Origin of the sequence: Nocardioides okcheonensis, assembly GCF_020991065.1 — a bacterium.
GTDB lineage: Bacteria > Actinomycetota > Actinomycetes > Propionibacteriales > Nocardioidaceae > Nocardioides > Nocardioides okcheonensis.
Window position 1 is genome coordinate 2371841 of the sequence record NZ_CP087710.1, and the last position, 15391, is coordinate 2387231.

At 73.6% G+C, this 15391-nt stretch carries 17 protein-coding genes; 7 read left to right on the forward strand and 10 right to left on the reverse strand.

Annotated features, from left to right (window positions below; translation table 11 throughout):
• Nucleotides 1-41 precede the first annotated feature (41 nt).
• Entirely contained in the window at nt 42-185 is a 144-nt protein-coding gene (locus LN652_RS11525; RefSeq protein ID WP_230440773.1) for a hypothetical protein, read from the forward strand.
• A 111-nt stretch (nt 186-296) separates the two neighbouring features.
• Here the strand turns inward: LN652_RS11525 and LN652_RS11530 are convergent, their stop codons facing one another.
• The 6 genes from LN652_RS11530 to hutH form a co-directional block, all read right to left on the reverse strand.
• Nucleotides 297-1265: a methyl-accepting chemotaxis protein gene (locus LN652_RS11530; RefSeq protein WP_230440774.1), complete on the reverse strand. Its 969-nt coding sequence runs from the start codon at nt 1263-1265 to the stop codon at nt 297-299.
• The gene (locus LN652_RS11535) at nt 1262-1837 is read right to left on the reverse strand and encodes a PAS domain-containing protein (RefSeq protein ID WP_230440775.1); all 576 of its coding nucleotides are present in this window, start codon (nt 1835-1837) and stop codon (nt 1262-1264) included. The genes LN652_RS11530 and LN652_RS11535 overlap by 4 nt, the downstream gene beginning before the upstream one ends.
• A 133-nt stretch (nt 1838-1970) precedes the next feature.
• Entirely contained in the window at nt 1971-2999 is a 1029-nt protein-coding gene (locus LN652_RS11540; RefSeq protein WP_230440776.1) for a M48 family metallopeptidase, read from the reverse strand.
• A gap of 149 nt (nt 3000-3148) precedes the next feature.
• A complete protein-coding gene (locus tag LN652_RS11545; protein ID WP_230440777.1) occupies nt 3149-3727 on the reverse strand; it encodes a DinB family protein in 579 nt (192 codons plus the stop codon).
• Nucleotides 3728-3762: 35 nt separating this feature from the next.
• Complete coding sequence (gene hutU, locus LN652_RS11550; RefSeq protein WP_407941491.1) at nt 3763-5502, reverse strand: urocanate hydratase; 1740 nt, start codon at nt 5500-5502, stop codon at nt 3763-3765.
• On the reverse strand, nt 5499-7061 hold the full coding sequence (hutH, locus tag LN652_RS11555; protein WP_230440778.1) for a histidine ammonia-lyase: 1563 nt from the start codon (nt 7059-7061) through the stop codon (nt 5499-5501). The genes hutU and hutH overlap by 4 nt, the downstream gene beginning before the upstream one ends.
• Before the next feature lie 149 nt (nt 7062-7210).
• On the opposite strand from hutH, the gene LN652_RS11560 reads away from it, so the two are divergent.
• The 4 genes from LN652_RS11560 to LN652_RS11575 are packed head-to-tail and all read left to right on the forward strand — an operon-like array spanning nt 7211 to nt 11205.
• Nucleotides 7211-7510, forward strand: a complete 300-nt coding sequence (locus tag LN652_RS11560) for a hypothetical protein (RefSeq protein WP_230440779.1) — start codon at nt 7211-7213, stop codon at nt 7508-7510.
• 8 nt (nt 7511-7518) lie between these two features.
• Nucleotides 7519-7794, forward strand: coding sequence for a hypothetical protein (locus LN652_RS11565; RefSeq protein ID WP_230440780.1), 276 nt, complete (start codon nt 7519-7521; stop codon nt 7792-7794).
• Nucleotides 7791-8576 carry an IclR family transcriptional regulator gene (locus LN652_RS11570; RefSeq protein ID WP_230440781.1) on the forward strand — a complete coding sequence of 262 codons (786 nt, stop codon included), beginning with the start codon at nt 7791-7793 and terminating at the stop codon, nt 8574-8576. The genes LN652_RS11565 and LN652_RS11570 overlap by 4 nt, the downstream gene beginning before the upstream one ends.
• Nucleotides 8577-8622: 46 nt before the next feature.
• Nucleotides 8623-11205: an amidohydrolase family protein gene (locus LN652_RS11575; RefSeq protein WP_230440782.1), complete on the forward strand. Its 2583-nt coding sequence runs from the start codon at nt 8623-8625 to the stop codon at nt 11203-11205.
• 25 nt (nt 11206-11230) lie between these two features.
• On the opposite strand, the gene LN652_RS11580 is transcribed toward LN652_RS11575, so the two are convergent.
• Genes LN652_RS11580 through LN652_RS11595 form a run of 4 tightly spaced genes read right to left on the reverse strand, consistent with a single transcriptional unit; the run spans nt 11231 to nt 14531 of the window.
• The gene (locus tag LN652_RS11580) at nt 11231-12070 is read right to left on the reverse strand and encodes a hypothetical protein (RefSeq protein WP_230440783.1); all 840 of its coding nucleotides are present in this window, start codon (nt 12068-12070) and stop codon (nt 11231-11233) included.
• Complete coding sequence (locus LN652_RS11585) at nt 12063-12461, reverse strand: hypothetical protein (protein WP_230440784.1); 399 nt, start codon at nt 12459-12461, stop codon at nt 12063-12065. Before LN652_RS11585 ends, LN652_RS11580 begins: the two co-directional genes overlap by 8 nt.
• Nucleotides 12461-14206 carry a putative T7SS-secreted protein gene (locus LN652_RS11590; RefSeq protein ID WP_230440785.1) on the reverse strand — a complete coding sequence of 582 codons (1746 nt, stop codon included), beginning with the start codon at nt 14204-14206 and terminating at the stop codon, nt 12461-12463. The genes LN652_RS11585 and LN652_RS11590 overlap by 1 nt, the downstream gene beginning before the upstream one ends.
• Nucleotide 14207: 1 nt before the next feature.
• The gene (locus tag LN652_RS11595; RefSeq protein ID WP_230440786.1) at nt 14208-14531 is read right to left on the reverse strand and encodes a hypothetical protein; all 324 of its coding nucleotides are present in this window, start codon (nt 14529-14531) and stop codon (nt 14208-14210) included.
• 123 nt (nt 14532-14654) lie between these two features.
• Between LN652_RS11595 and LN652_RS11600 the strand changes: the two genes are divergently transcribed.
• Nucleotides 14655-14975 carry a WXG100 family type VII secretion target gene (locus LN652_RS11600; RefSeq protein WP_230440787.1) on the forward strand — a complete coding sequence of 107 codons (321 nt, stop codon included), beginning with the start codon at nt 14655-14657 and terminating at the stop codon, nt 14973-14975.
• The gene (locus tag LN652_RS11605; protein ID WP_230440788.1) at nt 14972-15271 is read left to right on the forward strand and encodes a hypothetical protein; all 300 of its coding nucleotides are present in this window, start codon (nt 14972-14974) and stop codon (nt 15269-15271) included. The genes LN652_RS11600 and LN652_RS11605 overlap by 4 nt, the downstream gene beginning before the upstream one ends.
• Nucleotides 15272-15391 lie beyond the last annotated feature (120 nt).

Consider the following 15391-nt stretch of genomic DNA (forward strand, 5'->3'; position numbering starts at 1 on the left):
CCGCTGCCCACCCGGGGCCGCAGCTGAAGGAGGCAAAAACCATGGTTGTCCTCGGACTGATCCTGCTCATCCTCGGAATCCTGCTCCCGCAGAGCATCCTGACCACGATCGGACTGATCCTCATCGTGGTCGGCCTGGTGCTCAACTTCGTGCCGATCGGTGGCAGCAGCCGACGGGTCTTCTGAGCAGCGGCGCACCGCACGACACGAAGGGCCCCGGACACCAGGTGGTGTCCGGGGCCCTCGCACGTCCGCGACGGGGGATGGCGCGGAACGATCAGGTGGGCGCTGGGCCCGTCACTGCTGGCGCATGACCGCCAGGAAGGAGCCGACCTCCTCGCGGAGCAGCTCGGCCATCTGGGCCAGCCCGTTGACCGGGGAGTCGAAGCCCTCGAGGCCGCCGCGGAACTCGCCGTCGACGGCCGTGCGGACGGCGTCGACCATCGGCGACATCTCGCGGACCGTGCCCTCGACGCTGCCCATCGCGACCGTGCTGGCGCTGACCACCTCCTGCATGGTCTGCACCTGCCCGACGATGCGCTCGGTCGACTTGGCGGTGGTGTCGGCGAGCGACTTGACCTCCGTCGCGACGACGGCGAAGCCGCGGCCCGACTCGCCCGCGCGGGCCGCCTCGATGGTGGCGTTGAGCGCGAGGAGCTGGGTCTGGGCGGCGATCTGGGAGATCACCCGGACCACGTCCTGGATCTCCTGGGCCGCTCCGTCGAGACGACGCCCGGTGGTGCCGGCCTCGTCGGCCTGCGTGACCGCGTGGTGGGCGGAGTCGGAGAGGCCCGCGGCGGTCGCGCTGAGCTCGGTGGCGGCCGCGGCCACCTGCTCGGCCACCGACATCACGGTGTCCTCGAGCCGGTTCGCGAGCTCCTGGCGGGCGCCGGCGGCGATGTCGAGGTGGTGCTGGGCCTCGGCCATGTGCTCGGTCGCCCGGTTGATCGTGGTCGCCCCGGTGCGGAACGACCCGCTCATGCCGCTCAGCAGGAAGCGACGGTGGAACCGGCCCTCGCTGGCGGCCTCGAGCGAGGCCGCGGACTCCCGGACGTAGGCGTCGGTGCGGTCGAGGATGAGGTTGAGCGCGGCGCGGAGCGCGGCGACGTCCTCCATGCCCTCGCTGCCCGGCACGAACATGGCCCGGGCCTCGAGGTCGCCGGAGGCCGCGGCCTGGCAGGCCGTGAGCCACTCCTGCACGACCGCGCGGTAGACCTCGCCCTCGTCGGTGCGGGTGTCCGGCGTCACCGCTCGCAGCCAGCTCATGCCGCCGCTCCGTTCGTGAGGGACCAGACGAACCGGTCGTAGTCGGTGCTGCGCTCGGCCAGCATCTGGTGCAGCAGGTCGCAGCCGGCGCGCGCCGCGTCGGCGGCGCGACCGTGGCGGCGCTCCTCGGCGATCAGCGAGCGGTAGATCGGCTCGATCTCCCGGATCGCGCGCGGGTCGGGGAGCCGGCGGTTGGAGTGGTAGCCGAGCACCTCGCCGTTGGGGCCGATGCTCGGGGTGACGTGGGCGAGCACCCAGTAGTGGGCGCCGTCGCCGGCGAGGTTCACGACGTACGCGAACAGCTCGCGGCGGTCCTTGAGGGTGTCCCAGAGCAGCTGGAAGACCGCCTTGGGCATCTCGGGGTGCCGGATGATGCTGTGCGGGCGGCCGAGCAGCTCGCCCTCCTCGATCGCCGACACCCGGCAGAACACGTCGTTGGCGTAGGTGATGCGGCCCTTGAGGTCGGTCTTGGTGACGATCACCTCGTCCTGGCCGAAGGACCGCTCCACGCCCGTCGGCCGCACGGTGCGGGCGGCCTGGGTGGCAGCGGCGAGGCTGTCGAAGTCGGACATGGAGCGCCTTCCGGACGAGCGGCCGGGACGTCCCCGGCGGTCGCGTGACAGATCGTCCGGGTGGCGGCGCGCCTGAGCCGAAGCGGTCAGGTCGGGACCTTGGTCCCCGGGACCGGGGACGTTGGTCCCGACGTCAGGCGGTGTCGCCGCCCCGGCGGAACCGGTCGCCCAGCCAGCCGCTGGCCGTGCCCATCCAGCCGGCGAGGTCGTGGACCAGCTTGCCGAGGGTGTCCTGGGTGCGCTCGAAGACGTCCGAGTAGCTGGCCGCCGCCTCCTGCGCGGCGGCGCTCACGGACGCGTCCGCGTCCTCGCTGCGGAGCGGGTAGGCGCCGCCGAGGATCGCGGTGTAGGCGCCGGAGTCGATCCACCGGCGCAGCTCGGTGGCCCGCACGACGGCGAACGGGTGGCTCTGCTGCTGGAGCAGCGAGAGCTTGATGAGGGACTCGCGCACGTCGCCGCCCTCGTCGTACTCCGCGCCCTGCTGGAGGAACGACGTGACGTCGAGCTCCTCGAGGGTGCCGCCGCTCGCGGTCTTCATGTGGGTGCGCAGCGCGGCCGTCGGGTCCTGGCTGGCGAGCAGGCCCGCGCGGTCGGCCGACAGCTCGGCCTTGCGCGACCACTCGAGCAGCCCGACGGTCACCATCCGGATGCCGAGGGCGCCGCCCGGGATCGCGTTGAGGAGCCCGCCGAGCCCGAGCAGCCGCAGCAGCAGCGTGCGGTAGACGGCGTGCCCGCTGATCGCGTGGCCGAGCTCGTGGCCGATCACGAAGCGCAGCTCGTCGTCGTCGAGGTGGTGCACCAGACCGGACGACAGCACGATGATCGGCTTGTCCATCCCGATCGTCTGGGCGTTGAGCGTCGGGTCGGCCTGGACGTACATCTCGGGCAGGTCCGTGGCGTCCAGGCTCTGGCCCACCTCGGCCAGCAGCCGGTGCAGCCGGGCGAACTGGCGCTCGTCGACGCGCACCGCCGAGCCGAGCAGCGTCAGCCGCCACGCGCGTTCGCGGAACACCCCGGACATGGTCTTGAGCAGCACGTCGAAGCCCTTGAGCCGCCGCAGCGCGACCAGCGCGCCCCGGTCGGCGGGGTGCTCCCACGCGCGCGAGCTGATGTCGGTCAGGACCGTGCGCGAGCGCGCCGGCTTCTTCTCCCCCGTTGCCATGGACGGAATCCTGTCGTACGCCGCCGCAAAAGTCAGCCGTTCGCGGCACCGGCCCGGGACGTGGCGACCCGGGCGGTGTGCGGCGGCGTGTCGCGAGCGGCGTACGGCGTGTCGTGCCGGCACCAGGGACGCTCCGGCCCCTCGGGCGGTCAGCGCGTGGACCGTGCGGCCGCCTCGATCCGGGCGCGCCGCTCGGCCCAGAAGGCGGCGTCGTGCCCGCCGGCCGCCATCGCCTCGGCGTCGGTGCCGACCGCGCCGTCGATCTCCTCGCGCAGGATGTCGGCGTGGCCGGCGTGTCTGCTGGTCTCGGCGAGCACGTGGACGAGCACGTTGAACAGCGGGACCTCCGCGTCACCCCACCACTCGACGCGCCCGGTCGACGTGAGGTCGAGCGCCTCGATGGTGGCGTCGGCGTGGGCCCACACGCGCCGGTAGCGGTCGACGACGTCGGCGCGCGACTCGTGCTCGGTGGCCCACATGTCGGCCAGCCGCTCCTCCTCGACGTCCCACCGCGACAGCGGCTCGGGGAACGGCCGGGCGAACACCTCGCCGAGGTACCGCGCCTCCCACGTCGCCAGGTGCTTGACCAGACCGAGCAGGTTGGTCCCGGAGGCGGTCAGCGGACGGCGTACGTCGTAGTCCGACAGGCCGTCGAGCTTGGCGAGCACGGCCTCGCGCTCGTGCCGGAGGTAGGTGTGGAGGTTGGTCTTGGCCGCCGAGTCGTCCATGGGACCACCCTCGCACCCGGGCTGGACGGGCGCCGTCAGTCGCGGACGACCGGCTCCACCGGCACCCGCACGCCGCGCTCGTCGGCGACCTCGACGGCGCGCGCGTAGCCCGCGTCGACGTGGCGGATGACGCCCATGCCGGGGTCGTTGGTGAGGACCCGCTCGATCTTCTGCGCCGCGAGGTCGGTGCCGTCGGCGACGGTGACCTGCCCGGCGTGCAGCGACCGGCCGATGCCGACGCCGCCGCCGTGGTGGAAGGACACCCAGGTGGCGCCGGAGGCGGTGTTGACGAGGGCGTTGAGGATCGCCCAGTCGGCGATGGCGTCGGAGCCGTCGAGCATCGCCTCGGTCTCGCGGTAGGGCGAGGCGACCGAGCCGCAGTCGAGGTGGTCGCGACCGATCACGATCGGGGCGGAGAGCTCACCGCTCGCGACCATCTCGTTGAAGCGCGCGCCCGCCTTCGCGCGGTCGCCGTAGCCCAGCCAGCAGATGCGCGCCGGCAGGCCCTGGAACTGCACCCGCTCGGCCGCCATGTCGAGCCAGCGGTGGAGCCGGGCGTACTCCGGCTTGTCCTCGGCCGGGAACAGCTCCTTGATCGCGCGGTCGGTGGCGTAGATGTCCTCGGGGTCACCCGACAGCGCAGCCCAGCGGAACGGGCCCTTGCCCTCGCAGAAGAGCGGGCGGATGTAGGCCGGCACGAACCCGGGGAACTCGAACGCACGGTCGTAGCCGCCCTTGCGGGCCTCGTCGCGGATCGAGTTGCCGTAGTCGAAGACCTCGGCACCGGCGTCCTGGAGCTCGACCATCGCGCGGACGTGGCGGGCCATCGACTCCTGGCTGCGCTTGGTGAAGCCGCGCGGGTCCTCCGTGCGCTCGCGCTCCCAGTCCTCGGCGGAGGTCCCGGACGGGAGGTAGAACAGCGGGTCGTGGGCGGAGGTCTGGTCGGTGACGACGTCGATGCGCACGCTCCCGTCGAGGTGCCGCTCGAGCAGCTCGGGGAGCACGTCGGCGGCGTTGCCGAGCAGCCCGATCGACAGCCCGCGGCGCTCGTCGCGCGCCTCGAGGGCGAGCTCGATCGCGTGGTCGAGGTCGCGGGCCTGGACGTCGAGGTAGCGGGTCTCGAGGCGCCGGTCGATGCGGTGCTGGTCGCACTCGACGCAGATCGCGACGCCGTCGTTCATCGTCACGGCGAGCGGCTGCGCGCCGCCCATGCCGCCGAGGCCGGCGGTGACGGTGATGGTCCCGGCCAGGGTCCCGCCGAACTTCTTGTCCGCGATGGCGGCGAACGTCTCGAAGGTGCCCTGCAGGATGCCCTGCGTCCCGATGTAGATCCACGACCCGGCGGTCATCTGGCCGTACATCGTCAGGCCGAGGTCCTCGAGCCGGCGGAACTCCTCCCAGTCGGCCCAGTCGCCGACGAGGTTGGAGTTGGCGATCAGCACCCGCGGCGCCCAGGTGTGGGTGCGCATGATGCCGACCGGCTTGCCCGACTGCACGAGCAGCGTCTCGTCGTCCTCGAGGTCGCGCAGGGAGCGGACGATGGCGTCGTACGCCTCCCAGCTGCGCGCCGCCTTGCCGGTCCCGCCGTAGACCACGAGGTCCTCGGGACGCTCGGCGTTGTCGGGATCGAGGTTGTTCATCAGCATCCGCAGCGGCGCCTCGGTCTGCCACGACTTCGCGGTCAGGTCGGTGCCGGTGGCCGCGTGGATGCTTCGTGACGGGCGCTGGGCGCCCTCCTCAGCACGAGTCGGCAGGCGGGGGTTGGTCTCGGTCACTGCAGTTCTCCGATCACGGACTCGGCGGCGGCGAGGACCGCGCCGGACTGGACGAGCGAGACGGCGGTCTCGATCTCGGGCGAGAGGTGGCGGTCGGGGCCGGGGCCGTCGATGCCGGACCGGCGCAGCAGCGCCACGACCGCGGCCGTCGCGGGCGACGGGGCGAGCGGGGCGCGCAGGTCGAGCGCCCGGGCGGCGGTGAGCACCTCGACGGCGACGACGCGCGAGAGTCCGTCGACCGCGCGGCGCAGCTTGCGCGCGGCGCCCCAGCCCATCGACACGTGGTCCTCCTGCATCGCGCTGGAGGGGATGGAGTCGACGGAGGCCGGCACGGCCAGGCGCTTGAGCTCGGAGACGATCGCGGCCTGGGTGTACTGGGCGATCATGTGGCCGCTGTCGACGCCGGGGTCCGAGGCGAGGAACGGCGGCAGGCCGTGGCTTCGGGCGCGGTCGAGGAACCGGTCGGTGCGGCGCTCGCTGATCGAGGCGACGTCGGCGGCGACGATCGCGAGGAAGTCGAGGACGTAGGCCACCGGGGCGCCGTGGAAGTTGCCGTTGGACTCGACGCGGTCGCCGATGACGACCGGGTTGTCGATCGCGCTCGCGAGCTCGCGACCGGCGACGGTGGCGGCGTGCTCGACGGTGTCGCGCGCGGCGCCGTGGACCTGCGGGGAGCAGCGCAGCGAGTACGCGTCCTGCACCTTGTTGCACTCCACCGAGTTGTCCGGACCGGTGCGGTGCGACGCGACGATCGCGGAGCCGGCCATCAGGGAGGTGAGGTTGGCCGCGGACAGCGCCTGCCCGGGGTGCGGGCGGATCGCCTGGAGCTCGGGCGCGAAGACGCGGTCGGTGCCGAGCTGGCCCTCCACGCTCATCGCGGCGGCGACGTCGGCCGTGCGCAGCAGCATCCGCAGGTCGGTGATCGCCATGACCAGCATGCCGAGCATGCCGTCGGTGCCGTTGATGAGGGCGAGGCCCTCCTTGGCGGCGAGCTCGACGGGGGCGAGTCCCGCGGCGGCGAGCGCCTCGGCCGCGGGGAGGAGCGTCCCGGACGCGTCGCGGACCTCGCCCTCCCCCATCAGCGCCAGCGCGCAGTGCGAGAGCGGTGCGAGGTCGCCGGAGCAGCCGAGCGAGCCGTGCTCCCGCACCACCGGCGTGATGCCGTGGCTGAGCAGGTCGGCCATCAGCTGCGCGGTCTCGCGGCGTACGCCGGTGTGCCCGGTCGCGAGCGTCGACAGGCGCAGCAGCATCAGCGCGCGCACGACCTCGCGCTCGACCTCGGGGCCCGAGCCGGCGGCGTGCGAGCGCACGAGCGAGCGCTGGAGCTGGGCGCGCATCTCGGTGGGGATGTGTCGGGTGGCGAGCGCACCGAAGCCGGTGCTCACGCCGTAGGTCGGGGTCTCGGCGGCGGCCAGCGCCTCGACGACGCCGCGGGCCCGGTCGACGGCGGCCAGGGCCTCGTCGGTCAGGGCGACGGGTGCACCGTCGCGGGCGACGCTCACGAGGTCCTCGAAGGAGACGGGGCCGACCCCGACGTGGATGGTCTTCATGGGTTCCATGAAACGCGCGCCGCGCACCCACCGCCAGAGGTGCGCGCCGCGGGACGTCTCGCATCCGAGACAGGAGGACGGGTTGCGCCGAACCGCTGGACACCGGGCCGAGGGGTGCCAGACTGACGGCGACCCTGTTCCCCGGAGTGAGGACTCCCGTGACCCTCTTCATCACCCTGGTCGTCATCGTCGCCGTCGTCGTCGCGGTCGCGGCGCTCGTGGTCCGCTCGCGCAACCGGGAGGCCAACGCCACCCGCGCCGACGAGCTCAGGGCGCGGGCCGCCGGCACCGCCCAGGCCACGATCGCGCCCGCCCAGGAGCGTGCCGCCGTCGCCGAGGAGCGGGCCGAGGAGGCGCGCGAGGTCGCCGACCGGGCCGAGGCGGAGGCCGAGCAGGCGCGGCTGGAGGCCAGCCGGGTCGAGGCCGAGCACCAGGCGCAGGTCCGCGCGGCCGGCTGACCGCGCGCATGGACCACCGGGCCGACGACTACGCGCCAGGTCGCCGGGACCGTCGACCAGCAGCCGACCCCGCCGTCGGAGGCCGACCCGGCTCCCCACCCGCCGCCGAGCAGCCGGCCGAGCCCGCCGAGCCCGCCGCCGAGCCCGCCGAGCCCGCGTCCGAGGGCAAGCCGCTGCTGCCGCGCCGCACGCCGGGCAGCAACGACATGCCCGGCAAGCCGATCGAGCAGACCGACGGCGGTGGCGGCTGGTTCACCCGCAAGGAGCCCCCGGCCGCACCGTGAGCCAGGTCCCGGCCGCCACCCGCGCCCTGCGGGTGCTGCGCTTCCTCGCCACCCAGGCCGACCCCGTCCCGCTCGACCGGGTCATGCGCGCCTGCGACCTGCCGCGGAGCACGGCCTACCACCTCCTCAACACGATGATCGACGAGGGCTTCGTGGTGCACCTCGCCGAGGAGCACCGCTACGGCCTCGGGGTGGCCGCGTTCGAGGTGGGCAGCGGCTTCACCCGCCAGGAGCCGCTCGCCCGGCTCGCCCGCCGGCCGCTCGCCGAGCTGGTCGACCGCACCGGGCACGGCGCGCACCTCGCCGTCCTGCACGGGCGCGACGTGCTCTACGTCGTGGAGGAGCGGGCGCCCGGACGACCGCCGCTCGTCACCGACGTCGGCGTGCGCCTGCCGGCCCACCTCACCGCGTCCGGCCGGGCGATCCTCGCGATGCTCCCCGCGAGCCAGGTGCGCGCGCTCTACCCCGACCGCAGCGCCTTCGTCGACCGGCACGGCCACGGGCCCACGTCGCTGAGCGCGCTCCGCGCGATCCTCACCGACACCCGCCAGCGTGGCCACGCCGACGAGGACGGCGAGGTCACCCCCGGCCTGCAGAGCGTCGCCGCGGCCGTCCTCGACCACAACGCGCACCCGGTCGCGGGGGTCGCGGTGACCTTCCCGAGCGAGGGCGCGGGACCCACCGAGGTCGCGGCCGTCGCGCGGGCGGTCACCGCCACCGCCGCGCTGCTGACCCGGCGCGTCAGCGGTCCGGCGGGTCGTCGGCCCGACCCGACGACGTAGCCCGGTCGCTCCGCCGTCGTTGGACCCGTGACGACAAGGAGCCGCCGTGACCCCGACGCCCCGTCCCGCCCAGCGCATCCTCCTCTCCGTGGTCGCCGCCGCCGCGCTGGTCACCGGCGGCGTGCTGCACGCGACGCCCGGTGGTCCCGGCTCCCGCGGCCTCGCGGCGGCGTACGACGCCGACGTGCGCCAGCGGACCGCGGACGCCGCGGAGGCGCGCCCGCACGCCCACCCCGGTCTGGCGCGCGACGTCGTCGCGGTCGGGGCCGGCGACGGGCACGGGCACGTCCACGACCCGGCCACCAAGAACGCGGTCAGCCGCAGCGGCGAGGCGGCCGCGGCGCCCGACCCGACCACGGCCCGGGAGCGAGCGGCCCACCGGGCGTCCGTCGCGGCCCAGCGCACGCTGGCCGAGCCGCGCCTGGTCCGGGTGCCGCTGCGCGAGCCGCGCCGACGGGTGCCGGAGAGCAGGTACGCGATGGCCGGCGGCTGCTACCGCCTCCGCGGCCAGCCGGTCACCTTCCAGGCGACCGGCCTCGGCAGCTACCTGCTCTACTCCGCCGGTCGCACCTTCCTCGCCGCCGCCGGGTCCGGCGCCACGACGTGGGCGACCGAGCCGTCGCCCGACGCCGACTGGACCGTGCGCGGCGCGGGCCGCGGCCGCTTCACCTTCGCGCTCGCCGACGGCCGCGGGCTGCGCCGCTCCGGCACCGGCTTCGCCACCGGCACCCCCGAGCCGCTGCGGCTGCGGCGCACGACCGGCTGCACGGCCTTCCCCGAGGTGGGGACCAACGTCCGCGGCCGACCTTTCGGCGGGGCGACGCCGTTCCAGGAGGTGAGGGGCTACGTCGACCCGCACGTGCACGGCCAGACCCACGAGTTCCTCGGCGGACGGGTGATCTGCAGCCCGCCGTTCCACCGCTACGGCGCACCGTCCGCGCTCGTCGACTGCCCCGACCACCAGGTCGCCGACGGCCGCGGGGCGCTGCTCGAGGACGTGCTCTCCGGCAACACCCCCGGCACCGGCCACGACCCGGTCGGCTGGCCCACGTTCTCGTACTGGCCGAACCCGCACTCCCTGACCCACCAGCAGGTCTACTACCGGTGGCTGGAGCGCTCGTGGCGCGCCGGGCTGCGGATCCACACCAGCCTGCTCACCGAGAACAACGTGCTGTGCGAGATCTACCCGCTCAAGAAGAACTCCTGCGACGACCGCGACGCCGTGCGCCTCCAGGCGAAGGACATGCGCGCCATGCAGGACTACATCGACGCGCAGCACGGCGGGCCCGGGCGCGGGTGGTACCGGATCGTCACCGACCCCTTCGAGGCCCGCCGGGTGATCAACGAGGGCAAGCTCGCCGTGGTGATGGGGATGGAGACGTCGGTCCCGCTCGGCTGCAACGTGCAGCTCGGTCGGCCCACCTGCACCGAGGAGCAGATGCTCACCGAGCTCGACGAGATGCGCCGGCTCGGGGTGAGCCAGATGGAGCTGACCAACAAGTTCGACAACGCCTTCACCGGCGTGGCCGGCGACGCCGGCAGCACGGGCACGCTCACCAACGCCGCCAACTTCCTCAACACCGGCTCGTTCCTCCGGATGCGGACCTGCCCGTCGACCAACCCGCCCGGCGTCGAGGACCGCCTGCAGTCGCCCAACCTCGGCGACCTGCCCGGTGGCCCGCAGCCGCAGCCCGGCCAGGACGCGATCTTCGGCGCGATCTGGAAGCTCTTCGGCGACACCGGCATCCAGCCGGGCCCGCTCTACCCGGCCGGTCCGCACTGCAACGAGCTGGGCCTGAGCCCGATGGGCGAGCGGCTGCTCTCCGCGATGGTCGACCGGCGGATTCTCGTCGACCCCGACCACATGAGCGTCGCCGGCCGCACCGCCGCGCTCGACTACCTCGAGCAGCAGCAGGCCGCGGGCCGGGCGGTCGGCGTCGTGTCGTCGCACTCGTGGTCGACCCCCGACGCCTACCCGCGGATCTACCGCCTCGGCGGCTTCGTCGCGCCCTACGCCGGTGACTCGACCGGGTTCGTCGACAAGTGGCGCCAGCACCTCGGGTGGGCCGACCCGCGCTTCTACTTCGGGTTCGGCTTCGGCTCCGACATGAACGGCTTCGGCGCCCAGGGCGACCCGCGCGGCGCCGACGCGCCCGACCCGGTGACGTACCCGTTCACCGGCCTCGGCGGCGTCACCGTCGACCGACAGCGCAGCGGGGAGCGGGTCTTCGACGTCAACACCGACGGCGTCGCCCACTACGGCCTCTACCCCGACTGGGTGGAGGACGCCCAGCACGTCGCCGGCGCCGACGGGCCCGCGCTGGCCGACGACCTCGCGCGCGGCGCGGAGGCGTACCTCCAGACGTGGGAGCGGGCGTGGGGCGTCGCGCCCGACTCGTGCCGCAACCCCGGCCTGCGACGGTCGGTGCGGTCCTTCACCCGCGCGGCCGTGCCCGGGCTCGGCACCCGCGCGCTCATGCGCCGGGTCGGCCAGCCGTGGCAGCGCCTGGGGCGCACCTTCACCTACTGCGCGCAGCGACCGGGGAGGGCGCGGGTGCCGATGACGGTCGAGCTGTCGCGGACCGGGAAGGTGGTCGGCGTACGCCGCGTGACCTCCCGAGCGCGGTGACCTCGTCGACGAGTCGCGCCCGGCCTCAACCCGCGACGGGCGCGACCTCGTTGGTCACGCCTCCGACCTCGCTGAGCTCGCTGCGGGCGACGGTCGCCTCGAACACGCCGGGCTCCACGGTCTCGGCGCCGACGGCGTGCGCCTGCTCCTCGTCGTCGACCAGCACCTGCACGTGGGCCTGCTCGGGACCGGAGGCGAGGAGACGGACGGGGAGGCCGCGCCACGTCGCGCGCATGACGACCTCGAAGAGCTCGCAGTCGGTCGCCGGGACGGCCGTGGCCCACGTCTGCGGCCGGACCTCCTCCCAGCCCTCGACGCCGGTGTCGGCACGCATCGCGAGGAGCACGCTGTCGCCGACCAGGTCGGCGACGAGCTCGGAGCCGCGCCACCGGGCACGGGTGCCGACGAGCGGGGTCCACGGACGCCAGCCCTTCGCGCCGCGCCACCCGCGGGCTGCGCCCTGGTAGGCCGACAGGCAACGCTGCTCGCCGTCGGCCCGGATCCGCCAGTACTCCGCGCCGTAGGAGTAGCGGGTGCGGTCGAGCTCCCACACCGGCACCACGGCCTCGGCCCGCAGGAAGCCGGTCGGGTGGAGCGGCGTACGTCCGGAGCCGGGAGCGGCCGGGTTGGTCAACCGGGCCGCCGGGGGCAGCTCGAAGCGGACGACGTCGACGTACTCCGCACCGGGGGCGTCGAACCCGTGGGCGCGGAGCAGCTTCTCGGGGGTGTCGAGCGGGCGGGCGTCACCGGCCAGCACCACGACGCCGCCGACCTGGTCGTAGCCGTCCTCGACGATCGCCGACCCCAGGCCGTGGGTGAGCAGCTTCTGCAGCACCGGGCGGGCCGGCACCTCGGACTCAGACATCGATCTCCTCCTCGCGCACGTCGACCACGCTCAGCTCGTCGACCGGGACGGTCGCGCGGAAGCCGTTGTACTGGTCGCCCTCGAGGCCCAGCCTGTCAGCCACCACCGGCGAGCTCGCGTGGATCTCCGCCGCGTCGCCGTCGACCCGGCCGAGCCCGACCTCCTCGCCCTGCCACTGCACGGTGACCCGGCGCGAGAAGTAGCGCTCGAGGTCGACCTTGCGGACCTTCGCCCAGAGGTCGCCGTCCCGGCGCGTCCCACCCTCGACCTGGCCGGGGAGCGGACCGGCGTCGCGCGGCACCCGCAGCGTGACGGTCTCGGCGGCTGCGGACGCGACGGGGTAGGTGGTGCCGCCGTGGACGGCGAACGTCCCGGGCTCGGGCAGCGCCATCAGTTGCCCTGCGGGATCCACGCCGGCTCACCGTCGATCGAGCGCAGGACCGCGACGAGGCGCTGGGTCCCGGAGTCGGTGACCTCCCACATCTCGGCTCCCTCGCGGATCACGGTCGGACCGTCGGTGACGTACTCGGGGATGATGTCATCACCGGACTTCGTGAAGCCATTGCCCGTGAACGGGTCGCTCCAGCTGTCGAACCGGGTCGGCGAACCGGTCATGTCGCTGTTGCGCGGGATGTCGAAGTTGGGCTGGTCGGTCTGGAACCGGATCACGTGCGTCGAGGCGTCGCCGGTGGAGTGGTGCGTGCCGTCGTAGTCGAGGCGCAGGTCCTCGTTGATCGACCGCGGGGTCCCGAGGTGCGAGGTGTCGTCGGCCACCGTGACCGCGCCGCGCACCTCGTCGGCGGCGTAGTGGTCGTGGATGTAGTTGTCGGCACCGCCCAGCCTGAGCTCGCCGGTCTTCTCGTCGAAGTAGGGCTGGTCGATGACCTTCTGCATCACGGTGCTGCTGTCGGGCGCGGGGAAGTCGTCGCGGACCGCGTTGAGCGTCGCGCGCTCGGAGGGCGTGAGGTCCGCCGCCGGCTTGTTGACGAGGTCGTTGAGCTCGCTGCGCGAGATGTCGTGCCGGGCGAGCACGTCGTCGACGCGCGAGGCGTTGAGCTGGTCGGGCGAGAACGACGTGCGGTGCGGGACGTCGTCCATCATCGAGTAGATCCGCGAGCCGTCGCCGAGGTCGTCGAGGTGGCGGAGGTCGCCGAGGTCCGCGAGGTCGTCGAGGTGGCGCAACCTGCCCATGTCGCTGAGGGCGTCGAGGCCGTCCATCGCGAACCTGCCGCCGCGGGTGGCGAGCGCTCCGGCGCCGGCGGTCGCGGCGGCTGCGATCGCGTCGGGCACGAGGTGGCCGATCGCGCGCGCCGGGTCGTCGGCCCACGTGTCCCAGTCGAGCAGGCTCTTGCCGAGGTTCTTCCCGAAGCCCACCGGGTCGGTGGTCAGGCCGGTGTAGATCCCCTGGGCCATGTCGACCGCGTTCTCCACCGACAGCTCGTACTTCTTCGCCAGCTCCTCGGGCGTGAGGTCGCCCGAGGCCAGCTTGTAGCCGTCGATCACGAGGTTGACCGGGCTGAACGGCACCATCGTGAGCAGGTCCCAGACCGCCTCGCCGGCGCCCTCGAGGATGCCGCCGACGAACTTCAGTCCCGACTCGAGCCAGTTGGGCTCCTCGGGGGCGTCCGCGCAGCCGGCCCGCACCTGGCCCGCGCACGTGTGCGCGGCCTGGTCGAGGTCGGAGCGGACGGCCTGCATGGTCCGCAGCGCCTCCTGCTGGATCGGGTCGCCCCAGTCGACGAACGGCTCCGCCTGGTCGGTGCCGCCGCTGGCCCAGTAGCTGCGCATCCGACCCATGTAGGAGTCGTACTGCGTGCGGGCGCTCTCCGACTCGCGCTGCCCGCGCTCGTACTCCGCCTCGGCCTCGGCGGCCCGGCGCTGCGCGTCCTCGAGCGCACCGGCGTACGTCGTCAGGCCGGCCGCCGCCTTCTTGAACCCGTTGCCGGACTTGATCCAGCGGTCCGGCTCCAGGTCGTGGGCCTCGCGGAACTCGTCGGCGGCCCGGCCGGTCCATCCCGAGACGTCGATCTTGGCGAGAGCGTCCCCGGTGTCGTAGAAGAGCTGGCCCTTCTGCTCCATCGTGAGGGCCTTCGCACGGACGTTGCCCGGGTTGCCCTCGACCTCGAAGTCCGGCACCTCACATCACCTTGATCGCGGCGATCGTGCCCTTGAGGGCGGACAAGGACTCCTGGCCGGCCTTGTCGGTCTCGAAGTAGTTCATCGCGATCTTGCCGAGCCGGCCGGCCATCTCCTCGACGTCCTGGCAGAGGTTGTTGACGCCCTCCTCCCAGCGGCCCTGGAACTCGTCGAGCGCGTCCCAGACCGCCTCGTGCCCCACGTCGCCCTTGGACGGGACGAGGTCCTCGACGTCCTTGTCCTTGAACAGCTGGAGGGCCTCGTTGAGGCCCTGGGCGGCCTTGCCCATGCTCTCGAGGTCGACCTCGAAGTCGTACGACGCCATGGCAGCGATCTTCCCCCGCCTCGCCCCGGTCAAACCGACGGGCGGTGTGTGAAGTGGGGCCGCGCGGGGTAGGAAGGTCCGCGAGACACCCGAGCGCTCGACCGACCAGGAAGGGGGCGGCCCGTGGCCGTCGGACTCGTCTACTCCGAGATGCAGGCAGCCGCGCAGGCGGTCGCCGACGCGGTCGACCCGCTGCAGAAGACGCTGCAGGACCTCGGCGCGACCCTCGAGACCGAGGCGGGCGCCGGCTTCCGGGGCCAGGCGGCCGCCGGGTTCGGCGAGGCGGTCAACGAGTGGTTCCGCGTCGCGGCGACCCTCGGCCCGATCCTCGAGGGCTACGCGCAGAGCCTGACCTACCTCGCCCAGGAGCACGCCACCAACGACGTCGCGCAGGCCGAGCGCGCCGGCCAGCTCGCCGACCGGCTCGGCGGGGGCCCGCGATGAGCGAGCGCAGCCTGGTCGTCCACCAGGGCGCGCTGTCCGCGATCGAGACGGCGCTCGGCGACGCCACCACGGCGATCAGCACGCAGGTCACCGAGCTGCTCGAGCAGGTCGAGGCGCTCACCCCCGGCTGGGAGGAGTCGAGCGAGTCGCACCTGGCGCACCTCGAGCACCAGCGGAAGCTGCGCGACGGCGTCACGAAGCTCACCGAGGCGCTCGACCAGGTCCGCGGCAAGGTCGCGACCTACCGCGAGGACGCGCGCGAGATCGAGGTCGAGAACGTCGCGATCGTCAACTGAGGGCGACGCCACACCCCGCTGAAGTTACCTGCGGGTAGGATCCTTCTCACTCCTACGAGCCTGCCGTCGGCGCCGCACGCGGCCCTATGCTCCGGCTCGTACGCCCCGACCGAGGAGCAG

Coding starts and splice junctions, on each gene's coding strand:
- hutH (WP_230440778.1), bottom strand. CDS start 7,061: ATGGAACCCATGAAGACCATCCACGTCGGGGTCGGCCCCGTCTCCTTC.
- LN652_RS11595 (WP_230440786.1), bottom strand. CDS start 14,531: ATGGCGTCGTACGACTTCGAGGTCGACCTCGAGAGCATGGGCAAGGCC.
- LN652_RS11535 (WP_230440775.1), bottom strand. CDS start 1,837: ATGTCCGACTTCGACAGCCTCGCCGCTGCCACCCAGGCCGCCCGCACC.
- LN652_RS11540 (WP_230440776.1), bottom strand. CDS start 2,999: ATGGCAACGGGGGAGAAGAAGCCGGCGCGCTCGCGCACGGTCCTGACC.
- LN652_RS11585 (WP_230440784.1), bottom strand. CDS start 12,461: ATGGCGCTGCCCGAGCCCGGGACGTTCGCCGTCCACGGCGGCACCACC.
- LN652_RS11580 (WP_230440783.1), bottom strand. CDS start 12,070: ATGTCTGAGTCCGAGGTGCCGGCCCGCCCGGTGCTGCAGAAGCTGCTC.
- LN652_RS11565 (WP_230440780.1), top strand. CDS start 7,519: ATGGACCACCGGGCCGACGACTACGCGCCAGGTCGCCGGGACCGTCGA.
- LN652_RS11545 (WP_230440777.1), bottom strand. CDS start 3,727: ATGGACGACTCGGCGGCCAAGACCAACCTCCACACCTACCTCCGGCAC.
- LN652_RS11530 (WP_230440774.1), bottom strand. CDS start 1,265: ATGAGCTGGCTGCGAGCGGTGACGCCGGACACCCGCACCGACGAGGGC.
- LN652_RS11525 (WP_230440773.1), top strand. CDS start 42: ATGGTTGTCCTCGGACTGATCCTGCTCATCCTCGGAATCCTGCTCCCG.
- LN652_RS11605 (WP_230440788.1), top strand. CDS start 14,972: ATGAGCGAGCGCAGCCTGGTCGTCCACCAGGGCGCGCTGTCCGCGATC.